23 protein-coding genes are annotated in these 23,218 nt (G+C 66.2%); 6 read left to right on the top strand and 17 right to left on the bottom strand.

The window, feature by feature from the left end:
* Window positions 1-48 precede the first annotated feature (48 nt).
* Complete coding sequence (locus B2G71_RS14655) at window positions 49-219, top strand: DUF1674 domain-containing protein (RefSeq protein ID WP_098107097.1); 171 nt, start codon at window positions 49-51, stop codon at window positions 217-219.
* Window positions 220-234: 15 nt separating this feature from the next.
* Here B2G71_RS14655 and B2G71_RS14650 read toward each other — a convergent pair whose 3' ends face one another.
* From B2G71_RS14650 to B2G71_RS14625, 6 genes are all read right to left on the bottom strand, one after another.
* Window positions 235-732, bottom strand: coding sequence for a L,D-transpeptidase family protein (locus B2G71_RS14650; RefSeq protein ID WP_098107095.1), 498 nt, complete (start codon window positions 730-732; stop codon window positions 235-237).
* Window positions 733-736: 4 nt separating this feature from the next.
* Window positions 737-2,026: an adenylosuccinate synthase gene (locus B2G71_RS14645; RefSeq protein WP_098107094.1), complete on the bottom strand. Its 1,290-nt coding sequence runs from the start codon at window positions 2,024-2,026 to the stop codon at window positions 737-739.
* A gap of 156 nt (window positions 2,027-2,182) precedes the next feature.
* Window positions 2,183-2,695: a nuclear transport factor 2 family protein gene (locus tag B2G71_RS14640; protein ID WP_098107092.1), complete on the bottom strand. Its 513-nt coding sequence runs from the start codon at window positions 2,693-2,695 to the stop codon at window positions 2,183-2,185.
* Window positions 2,696-2,749: 54 nt separating this feature from the next.
* On the bottom strand, window positions 2,750-3,868 hold the full coding sequence (locus B2G71_RS14635; RefSeq protein WP_098107091.1) for an ATP phosphoribosyltransferase regulatory subunit: 1,119 nt from the start codon (window positions 3,866-3,868) through the stop codon (window positions 2,750-2,752).
* Between the two features lie 74 nt (window positions 3,869-3,942).
* Window positions 3,943-5,526, bottom strand: a complete 1,584-nt coding sequence (serA, locus tag B2G71_RS14630) for a phosphoglycerate dehydrogenase (protein ID WP_098107089.1) — start codon at window positions 5,524-5,526, stop codon at window positions 3,943-3,945.
* 120 nt (window positions 5,527-5,646) lie between these two features.
* The gene (locus B2G71_RS14625; RefSeq protein WP_098107088.1) at window positions 5,647-6,777 is read right to left on the bottom strand and encodes a phosphoserine transaminase; all 1,131 of its coding nucleotides are present in this window, start codon (window positions 6,775-6,777) and stop codon (window positions 5,647-5,649) included.
* A 298-nt stretch (window positions 6,778-7,075) separates the two neighbouring features.
* Between B2G71_RS14625 and B2G71_RS14620 the strand changes: the two genes are divergently transcribed.
* A complete protein-coding gene (locus tag B2G71_RS14620; protein WP_098107087.1) occupies window positions 7,076-7,750 on the top strand; it encodes an extensin family protein in 675 nt (224 codons plus the stop codon).
* A gap of 325 nt (window positions 7,751-8,075) precedes the next feature.
* On the opposite strand, the gene B2G71_RS14615 is transcribed toward B2G71_RS14620, so the two are convergent.
* Window positions 8,076-9,341: an amidohydrolase family protein gene (locus B2G71_RS14615; RefSeq protein ID WP_098107085.1), complete on the bottom strand. Its 1,266-nt coding sequence runs from the start codon at window positions 9,339-9,341 to the stop codon at window positions 8,076-8,078.
* 169 nt (window positions 9,342-9,510) lie between these two features.
* On the opposite strand from B2G71_RS14615, the gene B2G71_RS14610 reads away from it, so the two are divergent.
* Together B2G71_RS14610 and B2G71_RS14605 are read left to right on the top strand one after the other, a co-directional pair.
* Complete coding sequence (locus B2G71_RS14610) at window positions 9,511-10,794, top strand: cytochrome P450 (protein ID WP_098107084.1); 1,284 nt, start codon at window positions 9,511-9,513, stop codon at window positions 10,792-10,794.
* Between the two features lie 83 nt (window positions 10,795-10,877).
* Window positions 10,878-11,186 (top strand): hypothetical protein, encoded by a 309-nt coding sequence (locus tag B2G71_RS14605; RefSeq protein ID WP_098107082.1) that lies wholly within the window; start codon window positions 10,878-10,880, stop codon window positions 11,184-11,186.
* Here B2G71_RS14605 and B2G71_RS14600 read toward each other — a convergent pair.
* The 10 genes from B2G71_RS14600 to ykgO all read right to left on the bottom strand — a co-directional run bounded on the left by B2G71_RS14600 (window position 11,183) and on the right by ykgO (window position 21,021).
* Window positions 11,183-11,860, bottom strand: a complete 678-nt coding sequence (locus B2G71_RS14600) for a DUF4386 domain-containing protein (RefSeq protein ID WP_098107080.1) — start codon at window positions 11,858-11,860, stop codon at window positions 11,183-11,185. The genes B2G71_RS14605 and B2G71_RS14600 overlap by 4 nt on opposite strands.
* Before the next feature lie 76 nt (window positions 11,861-11,936).
* The gene (locus B2G71_RS14595; protein ID WP_168176371.1) at window positions 11,937-13,130 is read right to left on the bottom strand and encodes a hypothetical protein; all 1,194 of its coding nucleotides are present in this window, start codon (window positions 13,128-13,130) and stop codon (window positions 11,937-11,939) included.
* A complete protein-coding gene (locus B2G71_RS14590) occupies window positions 13,127-14,353 on the bottom strand; it encodes a cytochrome P450 (RefSeq protein ID WP_098107077.1) in 1,227 nt (408 codons plus the stop codon). The genes B2G71_RS14595 and B2G71_RS14590 overlap by 4 nt, the downstream gene beginning before the upstream one ends.
* A 146-nt stretch (window positions 14,354-14,499) precedes the next feature.
* On the bottom strand, window positions 14,500-15,282 hold the full coding sequence (locus B2G71_RS14585) for a proteasome-type protease (RefSeq protein WP_098107075.1): 783 nt from the start codon (window positions 15,280-15,282) through the stop codon (window positions 14,500-14,502).
* An 81-nt stretch (window positions 15,283-15,363) separates the two neighbouring features.
* The gene (locus tag B2G71_RS14580) at window positions 15,364-16,224 is read right to left on the bottom strand and encodes a transglutaminase family protein (RefSeq protein ID WP_098107073.1); all 861 of its coding nucleotides are present in this window, start codon (window positions 16,222-16,224) and stop codon (window positions 15,364-15,366) included.
* An 11-nt stretch (window positions 16,225-16,235) separates the two neighbouring features.
* A complete protein-coding gene (locus B2G71_RS14575; protein ID WP_098107071.1) occupies window positions 16,236-17,183 on the bottom strand; it encodes an alpha-E domain-containing protein in 948 nt (315 codons plus the stop codon).
* A 49-nt stretch (window positions 17,184-17,232) separates the two neighbouring features.
* Entirely contained in the window at window positions 17,233-18,666 is a 1,434-nt protein-coding gene (locus tag B2G71_RS14570) for a circularly permuted type 2 ATP-grasp protein (RefSeq protein ID WP_098107069.1), read from the bottom strand.
* A 183-nt stretch (window positions 18,667-18,849) separates the two neighbouring features.
* Window positions 18,850-20,103 (bottom strand): cytochrome P450, encoded by a 1,254-nt coding sequence (locus B2G71_RS14565; RefSeq protein WP_098107068.1) that lies wholly within the window; start codon window positions 20,101-20,103, stop codon window positions 18,850-18,852.
* A gap of 83 nt (window positions 20,104-20,186) precedes the next feature.
* Window positions 20,187-20,798, bottom strand: a complete 612-nt coding sequence (locus B2G71_RS14560; protein ID WP_098107066.1) for an HAD family phosphatase — start codon at window positions 20,796-20,798, stop codon at window positions 20,187-20,189.
* A gap of 97 nt (window positions 20,799-20,895) precedes the next feature.
* Complete coding sequence (ykgO, locus tag B2G71_RS14555; RefSeq protein ID WP_004210176.1) at window positions 20,896-21,021, bottom strand: type B 50S ribosomal protein L36; 126 nt, start codon at window positions 21,019-21,021, stop codon at window positions 20,896-20,898.
* A 347-nt stretch (window positions 21,022-21,368) separates the two neighbouring features.
* Here ykgO and B2G71_RS14550 point away from each other — a divergent pair, with 347 nt between their 5' ends.
* Both B2G71_RS14550 and B2G71_RS14545 read left to right on the top strand, forming a co-directional pair.
* Window positions 21,369-21,965: a DUF4136 domain-containing protein gene (locus B2G71_RS14550; RefSeq protein ID WP_098107064.1), complete on the top strand. Its 597-nt coding sequence runs from the start codon at window positions 21,369-21,371 to the stop codon at window positions 21,963-21,965.
* Window positions 21,962-23,098, top strand: coding sequence for a M14-type cytosolic carboxypeptidase (locus B2G71_RS14545; RefSeq protein WP_098107063.1), 1,137 nt, complete (start codon window positions 21,962-21,964; stop codon window positions 23,096-23,098). Before B2G71_RS14550 ends, B2G71_RS14545 begins: the two co-directional genes overlap by 4 nt.
* Window positions 23,099-23,218 lie beyond the last annotated feature (120 nt).

The raw sequence follows: 23,218 nt of genomic DNA, 5'->3' as shown, positions 1-23,218 counted from the left end.
GCCCTAGTGCGGATTGCATTGCACCGCCACCCGCTCCACATTGCAGGCATGACCCAGCGTACAACCCAGCGCCCGAAGACATTCGAGAAGCCCGCCCACTGGAGCAACACGCCTCCGCCCGAGCCCAGGGCCGCGCCGGACGGCGAGGAAGACCCAGACGGTCTCTCTCCCACGCGCTACGGCGACTGGGTGAAAAAGGGCATCGCCATCGACTTCTGAGCGCGCATCCGGCGGTCAGGACGTGATGTCTATCACCGCGCCGTCGGGCACCGTTTGCCACAGCCAGGCGATCTCCTCGTTCGAGACCGCGATGCAGCCGTCGGTCCAGTCGCCCGCCATCCGTCCCGCCATGCCCGTGGGCTGGCCGTGGATCATGATCATCCCGCCCGGATCGCGCCCGAGCGAGGCGGCATAGGCGCGGTCCGCCGCATTGGGGTAGGAGATGTGCAGCGAGAGCGTATAGGCGCTGCGCGGATTGCCCCAATCGATCACGTAGCGGCCTTCGGGCGTGCGCTCGTCGCCCTGGAAGCGCTTGTGCCCCACGGGCGCGTCGCCGAGCTGGATGCCTTCGATGGTGCGCAGCGGCTTGCCTTGCGCATAGGCGGTGAGCGTCCGCTCGCTCTTGTCGACCACGACATGGTCGACCAGCGGCAGCGCCTCGCCGCCGTCCTGCGCCGTCGCCGCGCCCGCCAGCGCCGCGAGCGCCAGCGCAGCGAGGGCGGACCGGCGCATCGGCTCAGTCCTGGAAGGGGTCGCGCACGAGGATCGTGTCCTCGCGCTCCGGACTGGTGGACACGAGCGCGACGGGCGTTTCGATGAGTTCCTGCACGCGCTGGATGTACTTGATCGCCTGCGCCGGCAGGTCCGCCCACGAGCGTGCACCCGCGGTGGTTTCGCGCCAGCCTTCCATTTCCTCGTAGATCGCCTCGACCTCGGCCTGATCGGCGGCGTGGCTCGGGAAATAGTCGAGGATCTTGCCGCGCAGGCGATAGCCGGTGCAGACCTTCACCACATCGAACCCGTCGAGCACATCGAGCTTGGTCAGCGCGATGCCGGTCACGCCCGAGATCGCGCAGGACTGGCGCACCAGCACCGCGTCGAACCAGCCGCAGCGGCGTTTGCGGCCGGTGACGGTGCCGAACTCGTGGCCGCGCTCGCCCAGCTTCTGGCCGTCGTCATCGTCGAGTTCGGTCGGAAACGGTCCCGAGCCCACGCGCGTGGTATAGGCCTTGACGATGCCGAGCACGAAGCCGGTCGCCGAGGGCCCCAGCCCCGATCCGCTCGCGGCGGTGCCGCTGACCGTGTTCGAGCTGGTGACGAAGGGATAAGTGCCGTGGTCGACATCGAGCAGCACGCCCTGCGCGCCCTCGAACAGGATGCGCGCGCCGGCCTTGCGCACCTTCTTGAGACGCTTCCATACCGGCTGGGCGAACTGCAGCACGTAGGGCGCGATCTCCTTGAGCGCCTCGATCAGCGCGGCGCGGTCGACCGGCGGTTCGCCGAAGCCGGCGCGCAGCGCGTCGTGGTGCGCGCAGAGCCGATCGAGCTGCGGTTCGAGCGCGTCGAGGTGCGCGAGGTCGCACACGCGGATCGCGCGGCGGCCGACCTTGTCCTCGTAGGCCGGGCCGATCCCGCGCCCGGTGGTGCCGATCTTGCCCGCACCGGCGGCGGCCTCGCGCAGCCCATCAAGCTCGCGGTGGATCGGCAGGATCAGCGGGCAATTGTCGGCGATCGCGAAGTTGTCGTCGTTGATCTCGACGCCCTGCGCGCTCAGCTTCTCGACCTCGGCCTTGAGCGCCCAGGGATCGAGCACCACGCCGTTGCCGATGATCGAGAGCGTGCCGGTGACGATGCCCGAGGGCAGCAGGCTCAGCTTGTAGACCTCGTCGCCCACGACGAGCGTATGGCCGGCATTGTGGCCGCCCTGGAAACGAACGACGGCATCGGCGCGGCTGGCGAGCCAGTCGACGATCTTGCCCTTGCCCTCATCGCCCCACTGGGCGCCGATCACGGTTACGTTGGCCAAGCCTTCAAGTCCCTATGGAATCCAAACCTGCGCGCCCTAGGGGAAGGCGGAGACGGGGGCAACTGCCTATGGCGGGAAGTCGATCCCGGCCGCGGTCTTCCGCGCAGAAGATCCCGACAAGGACGCCTGCGGAACACGAGCCCTCACCCGCCCGGCTCAGCTCTCCGCCCACGCGCGCCGGGTCAGATCGGGCGGCACTTCGTCGAGCGGGGGCATGCCCGGCGGGGCGCCGAAGTCTGGCTGGTCGAAGAAGGTGCCCGAAAGGTTGGGCGGGCCGGTGTAGAGCAACTGGAACATCCGCCATGAAAAGCGCCAGCGATCCCCGCTCGGCACGTACCGGTCGAAGTAGCGGCCGATGTTGATGTTGGGTCCGCGCGAATGCCAGGCGCAATGCTCGGTCACGTAGACGCGGCCTTCGGCCTCTTGTTCGCCGGAGACAGTGAGCAGCGGTGTGCCGAACGTCATCAGCACGCGTTTCATATCGGTGAAGATGGCACCGATCCCGGCGGTGATCTGTGCGCGCCCGGCCAGGACACGGCCCGAGATGCGCCACTCGGCATCATCCGTGAAGCAGGCGCCGAAGGCCTCGGTATCCTGGCGCCACACGGCGTCGGCATAATCCGCATAGAGCTGCCTGATCTGCGCTTCGACCGTTGCGAAATCGCTCATGTCATCGGTTCCCCTCCCGGCCGAACACGAGCCTAGCGCATCGATCCGCCGGTGTCAGGTGCCGAGCGGAACCGCCTCGCCGCCTTCGAGCCGGTGCGAGCAGCCCAGCGCGATCGGATCGTCGCCTTCCGAGAGGGCCGCGCGCGTGCGCCAGCCGATGGCGCGAAGGCGAACCGCGACCTCGGCGTCGTGGCCGAGCGGAAGGAACAGCATCTTGCCGTCGTCGAGCTTGTCGGCGAAGCCGTCGATCAACGGGTCGGGATAGAGCGAGAAGCCGATCGCCGGCTCGTCGATGCCGAGTATGCGATAGCTGCCGCCGCGCCCCAGCACACCCGGCAGGCCTTCGGCGTAGACGGTGAAACCGAACCACGACTGATACTCAAAGCCGTGCCGTTCGGACGGATCGAGAGTCAGCCGCGCCCGGTCGCCGACGCGCGCGGCGATCTCGCGCAATCCCGCGATGCGACTCGCAAGCGCACCGCCGACGTCGAATTCGGCGAGCCGTTCGATCGCGCTCGCGAACGGCCCGACCGAATAGAGCAGCGGCAGGTACGCCTTGCCGCCCGCATCGACGAGCCCGCCCGCGTCCTTCGCGTCGAGCTCGCGGCGAACCGCCTCGATCTGCGAGGGCGCCAGCGGCATGGCCTCGGCCGCGAGCGTATCGACGAGATCGGGAAGCGTGAAATCGATCGAAATCCCGCGCGCGCCCGCGGCCTGAAGCGCCTCGATCGCCACCGCCACGATCTCGGCGGCGCCGGCAACGGTATCGCTGCCGATCAGTTCGGCGCCAAGCTGCAGGCGCTCACGAACCGGATCGAGACCGTCGCCTTTGATCGTGACGACCTGCCCCGCGTAGCACAGCCGCAGCGGGCGTGCCCTGGCGGCGAGCCCGGTCGCCGCGATCCGCGCGACTTGCGCGGTAATGTCCGAACGCAGCGCCAGCGTGCGCAGGCTCAGCGGGTCGACGAAGCGGAACATCCGGCGCGGCTGCACGCCCGCCATGCGGCTGGCCATCGATCTCTCGAATTCGATCGTCGGCGTCTCGACCCGGTCGTAGCCGTGGCTATCGAGCACATCGAGCGCCGCGCGCCGCACGCGCGTGGCGGCGGCGGCGGATTTCGGGAGACGGTCGCCAAGCCCCTCGGGCAGAAGATCGCGGTCGGTGTCCTGCATCGCGGATGCGCCCTTAGCCGGAAGGCGGGCCGGAGTCGAACCCCATGCCCGCGCTCCGATTCGTCGAGCCTGGCTCAGAAGGCCAGCGACTTGACCAGCTTCACGCCGGGCAGTTCGTTGGCCTGCTTCATCACGCTTTCGGGAATCGCGTTGTCGAGCGAGAGCAGCAGGATCGCCTCGCCGCCTGCGACCCGGCGGCCGAGGTGGAAGGTGCCGATGTTGATCCCGTTCTGGCCGAGTAGCGAGCCGATCGAGCCGATGAAGCCCGGCGCGTCCTCGTTGACGATGTAGAGCATGTCGCCGGTCAGTTCGGCCTCGATGCCGATCCCGAAGATCTCGACCAGTCGCGGGTTGTCGGCGCCGAACAGCGTGCCCGCGACCGAGCGGTCGCCCTGGCTGGTGGCGACGGTGACGCGCACCAGCGTCTGGTAGACGCCCTCACGGTCATGCCGGATCTCGCGCACGTCGATCCCGCGCTCCTTGGCGAGGTAGGGCGCGTTGACCATGTTCACCGACTGCGAATAGTGCTTCATCATGCCGGCGAGCACCGCTGCGGTGATCGGCTTCTGGTTCAGTTGGGCGGCATCGCCCTCGACCTCGATCGAGATCTTGTCGAGATTGCCGTGGGCAAGCTGGCCGACGAGGCTGCCGAGCTTCTCGGCGAGCGCCATGTAGGGCCGCAGCTTGGGCGCTTCCTCGGCGCTGAGCGAGGGCACGTTGAGCGCGTTGGTGATGCCGCCGTTGACGAGGTAGTCGGCGATCTGCTCGGCCACCTGCAATGCGACGTTCACCTGCGCCTCGCTGGTCGAGGCGCCCAGGTGCGGCGTGCAGATGAAGTTCTTGGTTCCGAACAGCGGCGATTCCTTGGCAGGCTCGGTCTGGAACACGTCGAGCGCAGCGCCGGCGATGTGGCCCGATTCAAGCCCTTCCTTGAGCGCCGCCTCGTCGACCAGGCCGCCACGCGCGCAATTGACGATACGCACGCCCTTCTTGGTCTTGGCGAGATTCTCGGCCGAGAGGATGTTGCGGGTCTGGTCGGTCAGCGGCGTGTGCAGCGTGATGAAGTCCGCCTTGGCGAGCAGCGTGTCGAGATCGGCTTTCTCGACGCCCAGCTCGATCGCGCGCTCGGGCGTCAGGAAGGGATCGTAGGCCACGACCTTCATGCGCACGCCGAGCGCGCGGCTGGCGACGATCGAGCCGATGTTGCCCGCGCCGATCAGGCCGAGCGTCTTGCCGGTCACCTCGACGCCCATGAACCCGCTCTTGGGCCAGAGCCCCTGCTGGGTCTGCGCGTTGGCCTCCGGAATCTGGCGCGCGAGTGCGAAGATCATCGCGATCGCGTGTTCGGCGGTGGTGATCGAGTTGCCGAACGGGGTGTTCATCACCACCACGCCCTGCGCCGAGGCAGCGGGGATGTCGACGTTGTCGACGCCGATCCCGGCGCGGCCGATCACCTTGAGATTCTTCGCCGCGGCGAGCACTTCCTTGGTGACCTTTGTCGAGGAGCGGATGGCGAGACCATCGTAGTCGCCGATGCGGGCGATGAGCTGTTCGGGAGTCTCGCCGGTGATGACATCGACGTCGCAGCCGCCTTCCTTGAGCAGGCGTTCGGCGTTGGGGTCCATCTTGTCGGAGATGAGTACGCGGGGCTTGGTCATGGTAATTCCTTTGGATGCGTCATCCCGGACTCGATCCGGGATCGCTGTCGATGGTGCGCGGAGCCGGCGAAAAACCGAGAGCGATCCCGGCTTTCGCCGGGATGACGAATGAATTCGGGTTCAGGCGCTCTTGGCGCTTGCGTAGGCCCAGTCGAGCCAGGGGCCGAGATCGACGATATCCTGGGTCTCGACCGTGGCGCCGCACCAGATGCGCAGACCCGCAGGCGCGTCGCGATAGCCGGCGACGTCGTAGGCCGCGCCTTCGTCCTCGAGCAGCTTGGCCATCTTCTTGATGAAGTCGGCATCGGCGCCTTCGACGGTGAGGCACACCGAGGTGCGCGAGCGCGTGCCGCTGTCGGTCGCGAGATGGCCCAGCCAGTCCCGTTCGGCGACGATCTTGTCGAGCGCGTGGGCATTGGCGGCCGAGCGCGCCTTGAGCGCGTCGAGCCCGCCGAGCCCCCTGGCCCATTCGAGCGCGAAGATCGCGTCCTCGACCGCGAGCATCGAGGGGGTGTTGATCGTCTCGCCCTTGAACACGCCTTCCGAAAGCTTGCCGCCCTTGGTGAGACGGAAGACCTTGGGCAGCGGCCAGGACGGCGTGTAACTCTCAAGCCGCTCGACCGCGCGGGGGCCGAGGATCAGCACGCCGTGGCCGCCCTCGCCGCCCAGCACCTTCTGCCAGGAGAAGGTGGCGACATCGATCTTGGTCCAGTCGATGTCGTAGGCGAAGACCGCGCTGGTGGCGTCGGCGAAGGACAGGCCCTCGCGAGTCTCGGGAATCCACTCCGCGTCGGGTACGCGCACGCCCGAGGTGGTGCCGTTCCAAGTGAACAGCACGTCGTCCGACCAGTCGACCTTGTCGAGATCGGGGAGCTGGCCGTAATCGGCGCGCATCACCGTCGGTTCGAGCTTGAGCTGCTTGACCGCGTCGGTCACCCAGCCCTCGCCGAAGCTTTCCCAGGCAAGCGTCGTCACGCCGCGCGCGCCGAGCATGCTCCACATCGCCATCTCGAAGGCGCCGGTGTCCGAGCCGGGCACGATACCGATGCGGTGCGTATCGGGCAGGCCCAGCACTTCGCGCATCAGCTCGATGCAATAGGCCAGCCGCGCCTTGCCGATCTTCGCGCGATGCGAGCGGCCGAGCGACTGCGTGGCGAGTTTTTCGGGAGAGTATCCCGGCGGCTTGGCGCAGGGACCGGAAGAAAAATACGGACGCGCAGGCTTGCGCGCCGGCTTGGTAATGTCAGTCATTTAAGACTCTCCTTGCAGAGAGCTCGCGCGGCGTTGGGACCGCGTGGCCCGAGGGCGCACTTAAGGTCGCACCGCAGAATGTCAATCGCGCTTTGGGACGAACGGGCCGAGCCGATGGCTCCGGAAAGCTGCGTAGAGCAGAAGGGCCGGGCCGTTCTCGGCGCGCCGCTTATCCACAATTCGAATGCCCCCGGCCGCGTGCGCTATGGGCGCCAACGACGCGATGCGGCACAATGGCAGGGCCTGAAAACCGTCAGGCGGCAAGGTTATGTTAACCACGGCATGGGACGATCGAGCCATGCGCAAGTTCCTGATCGTGCTGCCGCTTCTGGCGAGTCTCGGCGGCTGTATCGACATCCCCAAGGTCTCGGGCGGCGGAAGCGGCAAGCGCGAGACCGTACGGCAATCGACGCGAGTCGCGACACCCCGGCCCGCGACGCGCCAGTGCCTGGCCGACCTCGACCAGTCGCGCGCCGAGTTCACGCCCCTGCCCGACCGCTATTACGGCGGCGGCTGCTCGACGCTCGGCTCGGTCCGGCTGGCGAGCCTCCAGGGCGACATGGGCGAATTCACCCTGACCAATCTCGGTCCTGTCACTTGCGAGGTGGCGAGCGCCTTCGCCGGGTGGGCGCGCTTCGGCGTCGATCGGGCGGCGCGCCAGATCCTGGGCAGCCCGCTCGCGCGGATCGAGACCATGGGCAGCTACAACTGCCGCACGGTCGCGGGCACCAGCAGGCTGTCGGGCCATGCCAAGGGCAACGCGATCGACGTCGGCGCCTTCGTCCTCGAGGACGGGCGGCGCGTAAGCGTGCTCAACGACTGGACGAACGGCACATCCGCGGAGCGCCGCTTCCTGCGCGTCGTCCACGATAGCGCCTGCAAGCGCTTCGGCACCACGCTCGGCCCCAACTACAACGCAGCGCACAAAAACCACTTCCACCTCGAGGCGGACGCCGCAGACTTCTGCCGCTAGGGCGGGAGCGAGCCTGGGGCAATGACGCGAATTTCGCCGAAGGCCGCGGCCATCGCTCACGCCCGCGCCCGGTCTGAGCGGATGCGAGCGCGAATCTCGCCAACGTCCGCTGCTGATGGGCACGTAGCGCAAGTCTGCCGCCGCAAAAGTCGTGCGAAGCGATCAGGCCGAGCGAGGTCGGGGATGGGCTCCGACTGCTTTGTCGTCGTATCCAGAAAGGCCACTTCCAGCGAAAAATCGTGCATGGCGGACTCATGCAACGCGAAAAAAGGGCGAGGCGCGCGCATGCCGCCCCGCCCTCTTGGCCCCCGCTGGCCGAACCCGGTCAGAACGGCAGGTTGTAGAGCCGCACCGCGTTATCCTGCAGCACCTTCTTGCGCACCTCGTAGCTGTGCCCGCCGAGCACGTCCTTGAGGTGCTCCTGCACGCCCGGATAGAGCGAGGTCGGATGCGGGAAGTCGGTCTCGAACATGACGTTGTCGACGCCGATGATCTCGAGCAGGTGCTTGGGCGCGATCTTCTCGAACCAGAAGGTGCAGAAGAAGTGATCGTGGAAGTAGTCCCAGGGCTGCTTCTTGAGCACGTCGCGCATGATCGGCAGCATCTCGCGAAACTGGTGCTCCAGCGCCTCGACCGCGAAGGGCACCCAGCCCGCGCCGCTTTCGATAAGGCCGATCTTGAGGCCGGGATGGCGGTCGAGTCGGCCCGAGACCATCCAGTTGCCCAGCGTCGCGGCATTGCCGATCGAGAACATCGTCGCGACCACCGAAAGCGTCTGCTCGAACTTGAAGCCTTCCCAGGTCAGCGTGTTGGGATCAATCGCCGCGTTGAGATGGAAGTTGAGCGGCATGCCGGTCGCCTCGCACATCTCGAGGAACGGGGTCCAGTAATCGTGGTTGAAGCTGGGCACGCCGACCCGCTCGGGCGTGTCGGGCAGGACGAAGCCCTTGAGGCCGATCTCGTGGCAGCGCTTCGCTTCTGCCTCGAGCGCCTTCTGGTCCCAGAACGGCAGGTGCGCCATGTTGAAGATGCGCTGCCCGCTCGCTTCCTGGTATTCGGCGGAGGCATCGTTGTAGATCTGCACGATCTTGAGCGCGAGGTCTGGATCGCCCAGACTCATCAGCGAACCGGCCTGGGTGACGCCCGAATTCTGGTAGCAGATCTGCGCATGGACGCCCATGTCGTCCATCGCCTGGAGCCGCTCCTTGATCTGGTGCCCGCCCGGGTGCGCCTGCTCGAGCTTGGGAAAGGCGAGCCGGCCGAGCAGCTTGTTGTTGTCGGCGCGGATCACGTTGCCGCCCAGCGTTCCGAAGTCGCGGTCGCCGATGAACCAGCGGTCGGTTCCGTTGACCCGCTCTATGCGCGGCATCTTGTCCTTGAGCGCGGCGGGCGCGCGGCTGGTGAACAGGTCGGGCGCCTCGGTGATGTGGGTGTCGGTGTCGACGATCTTGATGCCCTCGAACATCGGATCGAGCCCGCCCGACTGGCTTGCGTAATCCACTTCGCGGATCACGCCGCCCTCGGTGTACCCCTCGGCGGACCAGTACTTCTTGGCGTTCTGCGCCATCTCCTTGGTGTCGGCTTCAGCCATCGGACTTCTCCCGGTAGAACAAAGTTCTCACTTCGGCGCGCCATGGGTTCATTTCAATCGGTTTGCCAACGCCGACACGATGAATCCGGGCCCTGGCGAGACAGACCGCAGGCACGCTTGCGGGGCGCTTTGCAGGGAGGCATAGCCACGCATGGGAGAGCCATGACCAATGACGCAAGCACTGACACTCGATGCCGTCCGCGCCGAATTCGACGCGCCGGAAAACGTCCCTGAAGATCGCAAGGTCGATCTGAATTTCGCGATGGGATCGGTCCCAAACGACCTCGTCGATCCTTACGAGCCGTGCGAGTTCCTCAACCACCCGGACATTCCCCGCCTGCTCTACAACAAGCCCTCGATGATGGGGCTCGGCGCCATCTCGGGCGCGCGGCAGGGCAACTGGGTGGTCACGCACTACGAGGACATCGACCGGGTCTATACCGACAACGAGCATTTCTCGAACGCAGGCACGGCCGAATTCCAGCGCCTCATCGGCGAGACCTTCAAGTCGATCCCGCTCGCGATCGACCCGCCCGACCACGCCAAGTACCGCATGTTCCTGTGGCCCTATTTCTCGCCCGCGCGGATCACCCGCGATCTCGAGCCCGAGATCCGCAAGGTCTGCGTCGAGATGATCGAGGAAATCGCCGACAAGGGCGAAGTCGACATGGCCTGGGATTTCGCGCGAGTCTTCCCGGTGCGGATCTTCATGGGCCTGATGGGTTTCCCCAAGGAGATGTTCGACGACTTCCTCGAGTGGGAGTGGAACATCCTGCACTCGGGCAGCCTCGAAAAGATGCAGTGGGCGCTGTCCAACGTGCTCAAGTTCCTGCGCGGCTTCATCGCCGAGAAGGAAGCCAATCCGGACCCGTTCCTCACCTCCTCGATCGTCCACGGCGAGATCGAGGGGCGCCCGCTGACCGAGGACGAGAAGATCGGCATCGTCTGGTTCCTCTGGCTCGGCGGGCTCGACACGGTCGCGGCGACGATCGCGCAGATGTATCGCCGCATGGCGCTCCAGCCCGAACTGCAGCAGCGCATCCGCGAGAATCCCGAGATCATCAACTCGGCGGTCGAGGAATTCCTGCGCACCCAGCCGATCCTGTCCTCGGCGCGCACCGCGACCAAGGATTTCGAATGGCACGGGATTCAGGTTAAGAAGGGCGACAGCTTCTCCTGCCTCAATCCCTCGGGCAACTTCGATCCGGCGCGTTTCGAGGACCCGCGCACCTTCAATCCGGAGCGCAAGGGCAATCGCCACTTCACCTTCGTCGGCGGCATCCACACCTGCCTCGGCGCGCACCTCGCGCGGCGCGAGCTGCGCGTGCTGCTGGAGGAATGGTTCAAGCGGATTCCCGAATTCCGGGTCAAACCCGGCGCGGACACGACGGTCTTCCCCGGCCTGCTCTCGATCCGCAACCTGCCGCTGGTCTGGGACCCTGCAAAGGCGTAAACCATAGCGGTTCAGCGCCGGTGTATCGGGCGCGCGGCAAATCCGCCACCGCGCCGCGCCGCGTGCGCCAGTGGAGAACAGCTATGCGGAAGGTCCTGCTCGCATTGGCAGCGACGCTCTGCGCCGTGCCACAGCCGGGCGCGGCGCAGATCTACAACGAGCAGCGCGCGATCAACAACTACATCATGATCGCCAACGGCCGCCGCAAGCTGGAAGACCTGAGCAGGATCGAGCAGCGCGAAGTGCGCGAAGTCGATCGCCTCGTCCGTGGCGAGCCGCGCCGCAAGCCTGAATCGCGCGAGGCCTGCATCGAGGACGAGATCGCGCGCGAAGGCGGCTCGGTGAGCTACCTGCACTCGCGGATCATCGACCTCAGGTGCAGCCAGCGCTAGCCTGACGGCCCGCTCGGGCGTGTCGATATCGCGAACAGCGTCAACCACAAGGCAAGCGAGGCTTCTCCGAGCAAGGGAACGAGCCTGAGGAATCCGGGGACGAGCGCGGATGTTTCCGGCCCCACGAACCAGACCAGGACGAGCGCCATACGCACGAGTCCGCCGGCTCCCATCAGGACCGAGACCGCCAACGGAACGGCCCGGCTGCGGTACAGCAGGATGGCAATGAGCACGCAGTACACGGCGAAGAAGGCGAGACTCACGTTGTAGCCCGCGCCGTGGAGCCGCAAGGCGAGCAGCGCAAGATCGGCCCTGCCGGGCAGACCCGCGTCGAGGAGAGCCAGCGGCGTCAGATGAAGCAGCAGGTTGGCCGCCAGAACCGCGATTCCCACGAGGCTGAATGCCGCCGCGCTCAAGGCCAGCGATCGACCGGAGCGGCGCAGGAGCTCGAACAGAAGGACGGTGACGACGATATAGGCCGAAAGCATCGCGATGTCGGCAATCGCCCCGAGCCGATAGAGGGTCTGCCCCTCGGCAACGGCGCGCAAGGCGGCAGGCGGATCACCACGCGTCGGGATCGATCCCCGCACGATCGCCTCTGCGAAGATACCGGCCGCGATCGTGACCAGATAGGCGAAACCCGCGATGCGGGCCTTCATGCGATCGTCGATCATCGGTCGTGAAAGCCCCGTGATGCGGTCCGCGCAGCATCACAGCTTCCCGCATCGGGGTCAATCCGAGCGCGGCGGCTCAGAAGACCAGCATCGCTCCTTCGGCCTCCGCGACCACTGCCCCGGCGTCGATCAGCGATTGTTCGGCGGTGAGGAAATGCGCGTTGCCCGCGCAGATGTCGCGAAACGCGCGCTGGATCGGGCTGCCGTTGCGTAGGGCGGTGGTGGTGCAGGCGGCATAGGCGGCCTGGGCGACGCGCATCGCGACGACGAACGCGTGGCTCGTCGACAAGCGGCCGTCGACGCGCATGTCCTCGGTGATCGTGCCCTGCCCGGCCGCCTCGAACAGGCTGTCGAACGTGTCGCGGAAATAAGCCTCGGCGGCGCGCGCATCGGCAAGATGGACGGCGATGTCGCGGTGGAACGTCGCCATCTCGCTAGCGGGCTTGCCGTCGGCGCGGACTTTCGTCCTCGCAAAACGGCGCCACTCGTCGAGAATGCGGCGGGTCGCGCCCACCGCGAAGGCGCCGTGCGAGATGCATGGCAGCGCCATGAAGCCCATTCGGTAGAGCGTGCCGCCCCGTCGCTGTACCGGCGCGGACGGGTTGTGAAAAAAGTCCTCGTGCAGCACCTGCTCGTTGACGGTGAAATCATAAGACCCGGTGCCGCGCAGCCCCATGACGTCCCAGTTGCCCCGGAAGGTGACGGTCTCGCGCGGGGCGAGCCCGATCAGCATGACCGGCTGCCCGCCCGGCCCGCGCACCGGCTCGCCGCCCTCGTGGAGCACGAAGCCGCCGACGATGTACTGCGCGTGCGGCGTGCCCGAGCCGAACGAATAGCGCCCCGAGATGCGATAGCCCTCGCCTTCGCGCACCGCCCGGCCCGTCGGCGCCGCCTGCCCCGCCGCATGGACGAAGCGCCCGCCCGGGAAGATCGCTTCGACCGCGCGATCCCCAAGGAACGCGCCCGCCACCGAGCCGCCCGTCATCACCGCATGCGCATACCATCCGGCCGAGCCGTCCCAGTAGGAAAGCTCGGAGATCACATCGATCAGGTCGCGCGGATGCGCTTCGGCGCCGCGCAGCTCGCTTGGCACCATCATCGCGAAGATGCCCGCACGGTCCATCGCCGCGACGACCTCGGGCGCGAGTTCGCAGTCGATCTCATGGACCTTGGCCGCGCCGTCGATCAGCGGACCGAGCTCGCGAGTCCTTTGGAGCCAGCCTTGCGCATTCGCGGCTGGGGCGACGCCGGCCTTTGCCTGCGCGCTCATGCCGGGGTGAACTCGATCGGCAGGCCCTTGATGCCCCACACGCCGGGAAACGGCCGCCATCCCGGCTCCCCATCGGGACGCGGGGCCTGCATGTGCCGGGCGATGAGGTGGATACCCTCCTGAAGCTGTGCGCGGGCGATGTACTGGCCAAGGCACATGTGCTTGCCCATGCCGAAAGCAACGTGACGGTTGCCGGGCACGATCGGACGGTCGGGATCGAAGCGGTCGGGATTCTCGAACAGCTCCGGGTCGCGGCCCGAGACATTGAGATTGAAGAACAGCATCGTCCCCGCGGGGATCAGCGCCCCGTCGTATTCGAGATCCGCCGTCGTCACGCGGAAGGCCGAACTCGGATTGAATATCCGCAGGGTCTCCTCGACGACCTTGCGGCAATAGTCGAGGTCCTGTGCGCAACGCTCGTAGATTTCGGGATTTTTGAGCATGAGGTGCATCATGTAGGTGAGCACGTTCTTCGAGGTGTCGTAGCCTGCGACGAACAGGAAGATCACGAGATCGGCAAGCTGCCGGTCGCTGACCTCGCTCTCGACCCCGGCGTCGACGAGCATGTCCAGCAGGTCGGGCTCGGCGTCATCGCGCGGGTTGGCCCGGCGCTCGGCGAGCAGCTCGTGCGCGAAGGCATCGAGGTGCTCGAACGCGGCGTCGAGCGCGGGAACCTTGGTCTTGTCCATCGAGAAGGCGAGGCCCATCACTTCCATCGACTTGCGCAACCCCGGGATCGCCTCGACCGGCGCGCCCAGCATCTGCGCGGTGACGGCGACCGGATAGTACGAGGCGAACTCCTCGAAATCGATGTGCTCGCGCGGCGTCCATTCGCTCAGCAGCCGCTCCATCGTGGCGCGCATCACCGGGCGAAGCTGGTTGGCGTAACGCGGGGTGAACTTGCGTGCGAAGGCGTCGCGCAAGAGCCGGTGCTCGCGGTCGGGCAGCGCGATCATCTGTTCCTGGCAGAACCGGCCCCAGGGCGAGTCCTTGCAGTCCATGATCTCGGCGATGCCGTCGAACGAGGGGCGCATGACGTCGTCGCGCCCCATCAGATCGCGGATCGCGTGCAGCCCGAAGACGGCATAGCCCTGGTCGGTCCTTGCCAGCCACGGATGCTTCGCCCGCGCCTTCTCGAACTCGGGCCAGGGATTGGCGGAAAAACCGGGGGCGTTCCAGGGCAGCGTGTAGAGGTCCAGGTCCTCGATGCTCCGGGTCGTCATACTCGCCTCTCTCCATCCGCACCGGTCAGGGCCGGCGCGTTCTACGATACGCGGTGTATCACAGAAGCGGGTGGGCTAGAGCAAGCGGAGTTGCGACGGGAACGGCGGTCTCATACCTCAGGCTGCAAGACCGGGCGCAGCAAGGGTCAAGCCGGGAGGACGGGTTGCGGTTTGCGCGCCACGGGCTCGGCATCGTTGATGACGTAATCGGGCAAGGCATGGAATGCCTGCTTGAGTGCTTCGCCCCAGCCGGTCGAGATCGCCTGAAAATAGGGATCGGTCGCTTCGATCCGGCGTTCGTGCAGCGGCTCGAAGCGGTCGCGTTCGACGACCAGCAGATCGAGCGGCAGGCCGACCGAGAGGTTCGCCTTGATCGTCGAATCGAACGAGACCATGAGCAGCTTCACCGCTTCCTCGAAGCTCATGTCTGCCTCGTAGCCGCGGATCAGGATCGGGCGGCCGTATTTGGTCTCGCCGATCTGGAAGAACGGCGTATCGAAGCTCGCCTCGATGAAGTTGCCCTCGGGATAGACGAGAAACAGCCGCGGCTCCATGCCCTTGATCTGACCGCACACGATGATCGAGGCGCCGAACGGACCCGAGCCGCTATGCCCGTTGTCGCTCGCCCGCAACGAGATCACGTCGCGCAGGAGGTCGCCGACGATGGTCGCGACCTGGAACATCGTCTCGGCCTCGAGCAGCGAGTTCTGCCGTTCGGAAGGCGCCTTGTTGCGTTCTTCGAGCTGGCTGACGACGGCCTGGGTGGTGGCGAGGTTGCCCGCGGTCATCAGCGTGATGATGCGCTCGCCGGGAACCGACCAGCGGAACATCTTGCGGAAAGTGGAAATGTTGTCGACGCCCGAATTCGTGCGGGTGTCGCTCATCATCACGAAGCCGCGATCGAGAATCATGCCGACGCAATAGGTCATGCCAGAATGCCTTTACCCCCCCTGGCTGCTGCCCCCTCCCTGATGGCAGAACGACCAGTCGAATACCCTTTTCAGCTTTTTTCAGCCGCCCTGCGATTGCTGCTGCCCGCCCGAGCTCTGTTGCTGCTGCTGACCTACCATCTTCTGCTCGACAGACAAATGGACTTCGAGCGAGCTTTCCCCAGTACCGACGTCGATGCCCTTCACCGGCGCGGCCTCGGAATAGTCGCAACCGGTCGCGACGCGGACGTAGCGCTCGTCCGGGCACATGCCGTTCGAAACGTCGAAGCCAGCCCAGCCGAGCCCCTGCACATAGGCCTCTGCCCAACCGTGCCCGGCATCCTGATCGACGCGATCCTCCATCTTGAGGTAACCACCGACATAACGCATCGGAATGTCGAGCAGCCGTCCCGCGCTGATGAAGATGTGGGCGTGATCCTGGCAGACCCCGTGTCCCGCCGTGAGCGCCTGCTCCGCGCTGGTGTCGGTCGAGGTCTTGCCGGGCTCGTATTCGACCGCCTCGGCGACCGCCGTCGAAAGCGCATGAAGAAACTCGATTGGCTTCGATTTGTCGGCTTCGACCCCGGCAACCAGCGCACGAACCTTGAGCCCGGCCCGGGTCAGCGGCGTGGGGCGCAGGAAACACCAAAGCGGCATATGGCCGCAGTGCTCGCCGATCACGCCCGATTTGTCGACCGTGGCGACGAGCCCCTTGCAGGTGACCGCCACGTTCTGAACGCCCGGCTCGATCGAGACGAGAACGACGTGATTATTGTTCTGGTCGTCGTACTCGGCCTCGATCTTCGCGCCCTCGAAATGCATGTCCCAATCGAGCACTTCCTGCCCGTGCGTCGATTTCGGACGCAGACGCAGACGCTGCAAACCGTAGGACACGGGCTGCGAGAAGCGGTAGCGGGTGGTGTGCGAGATCGCGAGTTCCACGGGTCTTCTGCCTATTCGATGAAGCGGTATTCGGCCGCGATGCACGCGCCGATGCGGTTGGTCTTGGCGATGACGTCCTGAAGGAACTCGTGCAGGCCCCGGTCGAAGATCTGCTCGATGTCGAGCTGGTGGAGCTGCGCCCCGGCGTCGCGCAGCAGTTCGTGCGCCTCGGTCTCGCCGCCATACTGCATGGCGATGCCCGCCATGTTGCTGCGCACCTTGTCGTAGCAGAACGCCAGGCTGCGCGGGAACCGACCGTCGAGGATCAGGAAGCGCGCGATCTCGCGCGGGTCCATGGTTCCGGCATTGAGCCACGAATAGGCGCGGTCGCCCGCGACCGAACGCAGCAGCGTGTCCCACTGGACGTTGTCGAGGCTCGAGCCCACCCAGGCGACCGACGGCAGCAGCACGTAGTACTTTACATCGAGGATGCGCGCGGTGCTGTCGGCCCGCTCGATGAAGGTGCCAATCCGGGCGAAGTTGAACACGTCGTTGCGCAGCATCGAGCCTTCCATCGCCCCGCGCACGAGCGTCGCCTGGCTGCGGATGGTCGAGAGCACGTCGCCGAGGTTGGTCTCGCGCACGGGTCGCGAAAGCACGTCGCGCAGCGTCATCCAGGTTTCGTTGATCGCTTCCCAGACCTCGTCGGTGATGCTGGTGCGGACCATCCGCGCGTTGGTCCGCGCGAACTCGATCATCTGCAGCACGCTGGCGGGATTGTCACGATCGCGCAGCAGGTAGTTGAACACCTGCGGTCCGAAGAACTCGGTGTGCTTTTCCGAATAGTCCTCGAGTTGGCCGGTGGTGGTGAGCACCGACTTCCACTCTTCCTCCTGCGACGAACGGTCGCCGCGGGTGAGCGCGAGATGGAAGCCGACGTCGATCAGCCGCGCGGTGTTTTCCGCCCTCTCGAGGTAGCGCGCCATCCAGAACACGCCGTTTGCCGAACGCCCCAGCATCAGCGACCTCCAAGCGGCACGCGAAGCGCGGCGATGGTGCGGTGCGCGCTCATTCGTCCAGCACCCAGCTGTCCTTGGTGCCGCCGCCCTGCGACGAGTTCACCACGAGCGAGCCCTTCTTGAGCGCGACGCGCGTCAGCCCGCCCGGCGTGATGTCGATCCCGTCGGGCGAGACGAGCACGAAGGGCCGCAAGTCGACGTGGCGCGGCGCGAGGCCCTTGCTCGTAAAGATCGGCACGGTCGAAAGCGAGAGCGTGGGCTGGGCGATGTAGTTTTCCGGCTTGGCCCGCAGCTTCGCCTCGAACTCGTTGAGCTCCTTCTTGGACGCGGCGGGCCCGATCAGCATGCCGTAGCCGCCCGAGCCGTGAACTTCCTTCACAACCAGGTCGGACAAGTTGTCGAGCACGTACTTGAGCGAATCCTCCTCGATACAGCGCCAGGTCTCCACGTTCTTGAGGATCGGTTTCTCGCCGGTGTAGAACTCGACGATCTCGGGCATGAAGGTGTAGATCGCCTTGTCGTCGGCAATACCCGTACCCGGCGCATTGGCGATCGTGACCCCGCCAGAGCGGTACACGTCCATGATCCCGGGGATGCCGAGCGCGCTCTCGGGATTGAACGTCAGCGGATCGAGAAAATCGTCGTCGACGCGGCGGTAGATCACGTCGACCGGGGTGTAGCCGGTCGTCGTGCGCATCTGCACACGACCGTCCATCACCCGCAGGTCGCTGCCCTCGATCAGTTCGGCGCCCATCTCGTCGGCGAGGAAAGCGTGCTCGAAATAGGCCGAGTTGTAGATGCCTGGCGTGAGCACCGCGACCACCGGCCGCGCCGCCGCGCAGGTCGGAGCGCAGGCGCGCAGCGAGCGGGCGAGCCGGCGCGGATAGTCCGAGACCGGCCGCACGGGGATCTTGGTGAACAGCTCGGGGAACATCTGCATCATCGTCTCGCGGTTCTCGAGCATGTACGAGACGCCCGAGGGCGTGCGCGCATTGTCTTCGAGCACCACGAATTCGTCGGGCCCGGTGCGAACGAGATCGATGCCGACGATGTGCGTGTAGACCCCGCCGGGCGGGGTGAAGCCGATCATCTGCGAAAGGAACGCGTCGTTGTCGCGCAGGTAGTGGATCGGCAGCCTGCCCGAGCGGATGATTTCCTGCCGGTGATAGAGGTCTTGCAGGAATGCGTTGAGCGCCCGCACGCGCTGCTCGATGCCGCGCGTGAGCTTGCGCCATTCGCGCGCGGTGATGATGCGCGGGATCATGTCGAACGGGATCAGCCGTTCCTCGCCGTCATCATCGCCATAGACATTGAAGGTGATGCCCACGCGGCGGAAGAACCGTTCCGCTTCGGCATCCTGGCGCTTCAGCCAGGCCGGGTCCTGGGTATCGTACCAGTCCCGGAAATCGGCGTAGGCCGGCCGGACGGTACCGTCCGGATTGAACATCTCATCGTACTTCGAAGCTGACGTCGATGATGTCATTGCAACTCCCGTCTGACCGCATGTGAAGCACAAAGTGCACGCGGTTGCCAAGCGGGTTGCGCTGCATCTGCGAAAAAAGACGCACCGTCGCCGCGCATGCCGCCCGGCGCGACCCCCCTTGGGGAATCCAACGGTGATTTCAGACGGATGTTCCCCGCGAAATCGGCCTCGGGCCGGTTTGGCTCAGGCCGGCTCGGCCTCGCGCACGTGCGCCTCGCCCGGCGTGAAGGCGATCGGCAGGCCCCTGATGCCCCAGGTTCCCGGAAACGGACGCCAATGCACTTCGCCGGCGAGGCGCGGATGGCGAATGCGCTGGGCGACCTGGTGGATCGCCTCCTGCAACTGTGCGCGAGCGATGTACTGGCCAAGGCACATGTGCTTGCCGAGCGCGAAGGCGATCTGGCGCTTGTTGGGATCGATCACGCGATCGGGGTCGAAGGTGCCTGCGCGCTCGAAAGCGCCCGGATCGCGCCCCGAGATGCTGAGCGGGAAGAACAGCATGGTATCCTTCGGGAAGCGCACGCCGCGAAATTCGAACTCGGTATCCACGTAGCGCGCGACAGTGCCCGGGTTGAACCAGCGCAGCGCCTCCTCGATCACCCTGCGGCAGTAGTCGTGGTCCTCGGCGCAACGCTCGTAGATCTCCGGGTGATCGAGCAGCGTGTACATCGTGTAGGTCAGCACGTTCTTCGAGGTATCGTAACCGGCGATGAAGAAAAACATGATGAGGTCGGTGAGCTGGCGGTGACTGATGTCGCCTTCGTCTCCGGTGCGGATCAGCAGTTCGAGCAGGTCTTCGCTGCCGTCGGTGCGCGGCTCGGCGCGGCGGCGGGCGATCGTCTCCTCGACGAACCTTTCCAGCCGCACCATGCCCTCCTGAATACGCGGAAACCGGTCGAGCTGATAGCTGTGCGCAAGGCCGATCGCCTCGAGATCGTCGCGCAGCAGCGTGACGCCCTCGTGCGGCGCACCGACCAGGCTGAACATGACCGAAATCGGAAAGTGCGAGGAAAATTCCTCGAAGTCGATCTGCCCGCGCGGCGCCCATTCGTCGAGCAGCCGCGAGATCGTCTCGCGCATCATCGGGCGCAGCGCGTTGGCGTTGCGCGGCGTGAACTTGGCCGCGAACGTATTGCGCAGCAGCCGGTGCTGATCGCTCGGCAGCGCAATCATCTGCTCGCCGGTGAACCGGCCCCAGGGCGTTCCCTCCTGGCCGAGCTGGCCGACGAGATCGGCATAGGGCGGACGCAGCTTGTCGTCCTGCCCCAGCAGCTCGCGCATCGCGGCGTATTCGGTGAAAACGTAGCCGAACTCGTCCCAACACGCGAGCCATGGGTGGCGCGCCCGCGCCGCGTCGAAATGGGGCCAGGGATCATCGCCCATGGCCTGATCGCCCATCGGCAGGTGATAGAGGTCGAGGTCGTCGAGGTCCCGCACGGCGGCTCTCCCGTTGCCATGGCGTTTGACGCTTGCTTAGTCCTCCCGGATAGCGCGAGTCAATTCTAACGACACACAGTGGATCATAACAGCGCGCGTTCGCGCAGGTCGGCTTCGAGGGTCGCGGCATCGTGGAATTGATGGACATGCCAGCCCAGCGCGCGCGCAGCGGCGACATTCGCCGGATTGTCGTCGATGAACAGCATGTCCGCCGGGGCGAAGCCGAAGCGCGAAGCGGCGATCTCGTAGATCCGCGCGGCCGGCTTCGCGACTTTCTCGTCACCCGAGACGACGATGTCGCGGAACCGCTCGAACAGCGGATCGGTCGGGCGGAACTCGGCCCAGAACGGGGTGGCGAAATTTGTGATCGCGAAAAGCGGCACGCCGCGCGCGTCGAGCCGGCGGACGATCTCGTGCGTCCCCTCGACCGGTCCGGGAATGCTCTCGAGGAAGCGCGTCGCGTAGGCGTCGATCAGGTCGGCGAAAGCCGGAAACTGCAGCTTGCGCTCGGCCACCATCTCGTCGAGGTCGCGCCCGGCGTCGTGCTCGAAGTGCCAGTCCTCGGTGACGACATGTGTGACGAACCACTCAAGCTGGGCGGGATCGTCGATGAGCTTGGCGTAGAGGGCGCGCAAGTCCCAGCGGATCAGAACCCTGCCGACGTCGAACACGACCGCCTTGATGCTATCGGACACCGCGAACCCTCCGGACACGACAAAAGCCCCCGCGATCCGCGAGGGCTTTCAAGGTCGATCGGACCTCGTCCCCGGCGGACCGGGAACGGCCAGCGAATCAGCCCTGGCGCGCCTTGAAGCGGCGGTTGGTCTTGTTGATGACGTAGGTGCGGCCGCGGCGGCGGATCACGCGGTTATCGCGGTGACGGCCCTTGAGCGACTTGAGGCTGTTGCGAATCTTCATGTCTCGTCTCGTTTCGGTTGGCGGTACCGACCGCCGGAATTTGAAGGCGCGCGACTAGTCGCAGCCACGCGAGAAGTCAAGGCCCCTGCCCCCGCCAAGACCCGTCTCCAAGCCTTGGCCACGAGCAGGCATCGGCACCGACTATCCGGCCAAGCACCCGGCTGCAACGCCGAACCGTAGCCCGACCCCGCAGGAACGGAGCGGGGGCGTCGACAATATCCCGCGCCGCCGGAAACCCGGTTGGGCTGTTCCCCGACCCGCATTCCCCGCCGGGCGACTTGCAACGCCGCCTGGCAAGCCCCAGACAGGAGTCTCGCGGCGCCAGGCGTCCAAAGGGAAGTGATGCGATGAAAGCGATCGGCTGGCTGGCATTGGCGGGACTGATGGTCCTGCCCGGATGTGTCGCCCCCGTGGGGCCCGTCGAGGTCACGCGCTTTCACCGCCCCGAGCTTCAGGCCGCGCCGCGCGACGCGATCGCGGTCGTTCCGGCGCCCGGCGCGGATGGCGAGAGCATCGAGTTCAACACTTATGCCGCAGCCGTCCGGCGCGAGTTGCAGCGGATCGGCTATGCGCAAGTCCAGGCACCGCCGGACACCAGCGCGCAGGTCGCCGAACTGTCGATCTCGCGGGCCATGCTGCGCGCCGACGGCCGCCGCTCGCCGGTCTCGGTGGGTGTGGGCGGAAGCACCGGCAGCTATGGCTCGGGCCTTGGCGTGGGGATCGGGATCGATCTTTCGGGACCGCCGCCCGAGCAGGTCGAGACGCAGATGCGGGTGACGATCCGCGACCGCGCGACCGGCCAGGCGGTCTGGGAAGGCCGCGCGAGCTTCACGGTCCGCGCCGATTCGCCGATGGCCGATCCCCCGCTTGGCGCCAGCCGTCTGGCCGAGGCATTGTTCAAGGACTTTCCGGGGCGCTCCGGCGAGACTATCTACGTGCGATGACGGCCATCCAGATCTGCTCCGCATTCGATTCCGGCAACATCGAAGTCCTTTCCATCGACGGCAGCGAGGCCCGCCTCGCGATCCGCAAGGACCACGACTCCGACTTCTTCCAGTGGTTCCATTTCCGCGTCTCGGGCGGCAAGGGCCGCGAACTCGTGCTGCGCATCACCGGCCTCGACGGCTCCGCCTATCCGATGGGCTGGCCCAACTACCGCGCCTGCGTCTCGGAGGACCGCGCGTTCTGGGGCCGCGCCGAAACGCGCTGGAACGAAGGCGTCGACGGCGGCACGCTCACGATCCGCTACACCCCTTCCAGCGACATCGCCTGGTTCGCCTATTTCGCGCCCTATTCGATGGAGCGCCACCACGACCTCGTCGCGCGCGCGGCGCGCGCCCCGGGAGTCGATTACCGCTGTCTTGGCATGTCGCTCGACGGTCAGCCGATCGACTGCCTCGAAATGGGCGCGGGGCCGAAACACGTCTGGCTCTACGCGCGTCAGCATCCGGGCGAATCGATGGCCGAATGGTGGATGGAAGGCACGCTCGACCTCTTGTGCGACCCCGCTTCGAGCGTTGGACGCGAATTGCGGCGGCGCTGCCGCCTGCATGTCGTGCCCAACTGCAATCCCGACGGATCGCGGCGCGGCCATCTGCGCACCAATGCAGCGGGCACGAATCTCAACCGCGAATGGTCCACCCCGAGCGCCGAGAAGTCCCCCGAAGTGCTCGCGATCCGCGGCGCGATGGATGCCAGCGGCGTCGACTTCGCGATGGACGTGCATGGCGACGAGGCAATTCCAGGCAATTTCCTCGCCGGCTTCGAGGGCATTCCTTCGCTCAAGCCCGAGCAGTCCGAAGGCTATGCCCGCTACCGCGCGATCCTCGACCGGCGCACGCCCGATTTCCAGACACGGCTCGGCTATCCCAGCGCCGCGCCGGGCAAGGGCAACCTCGCGATGTCGACCAACCAGCTCGCAGAGCGCTTCGGCTGCGTCTCGATGACGCTGGAAATGCCGTTCAAGGATCATGACGCCGCGCCCGATCCGCGCCAGGGGTGGAGCCCTGAGCGTTCGAAGCAGCTTGGCCGCGATTGCATGGCCGCGCTGCTCGAATGGCTCGAATCCGACGCGTAACATCGTTGCCCAAATGCCGGCTGCGAACCGATTGTGGCGACGCATTCTCCGCAGGTGGCGAAACCGCGTTTCGTATCTCCGTGGCAGCCTTGCAATTGCCATGCTTTGGCTCTTGAACAG

Origin of the sequence: Novosphingobium sp. PC22D, assembly GCF_002556635.1 — a bacterium.
Taxonomy (GTDB): Bacteria; Pseudomonadota; Alphaproteobacteria; order Sphingomonadales; family Sphingomonadaceae; genus Novosphingobium.
The sequence above is the reverse complement of the archived record's forward strand: the minus strand, read 5'-3'. Positions and strand labels throughout refer to the sequence as shown.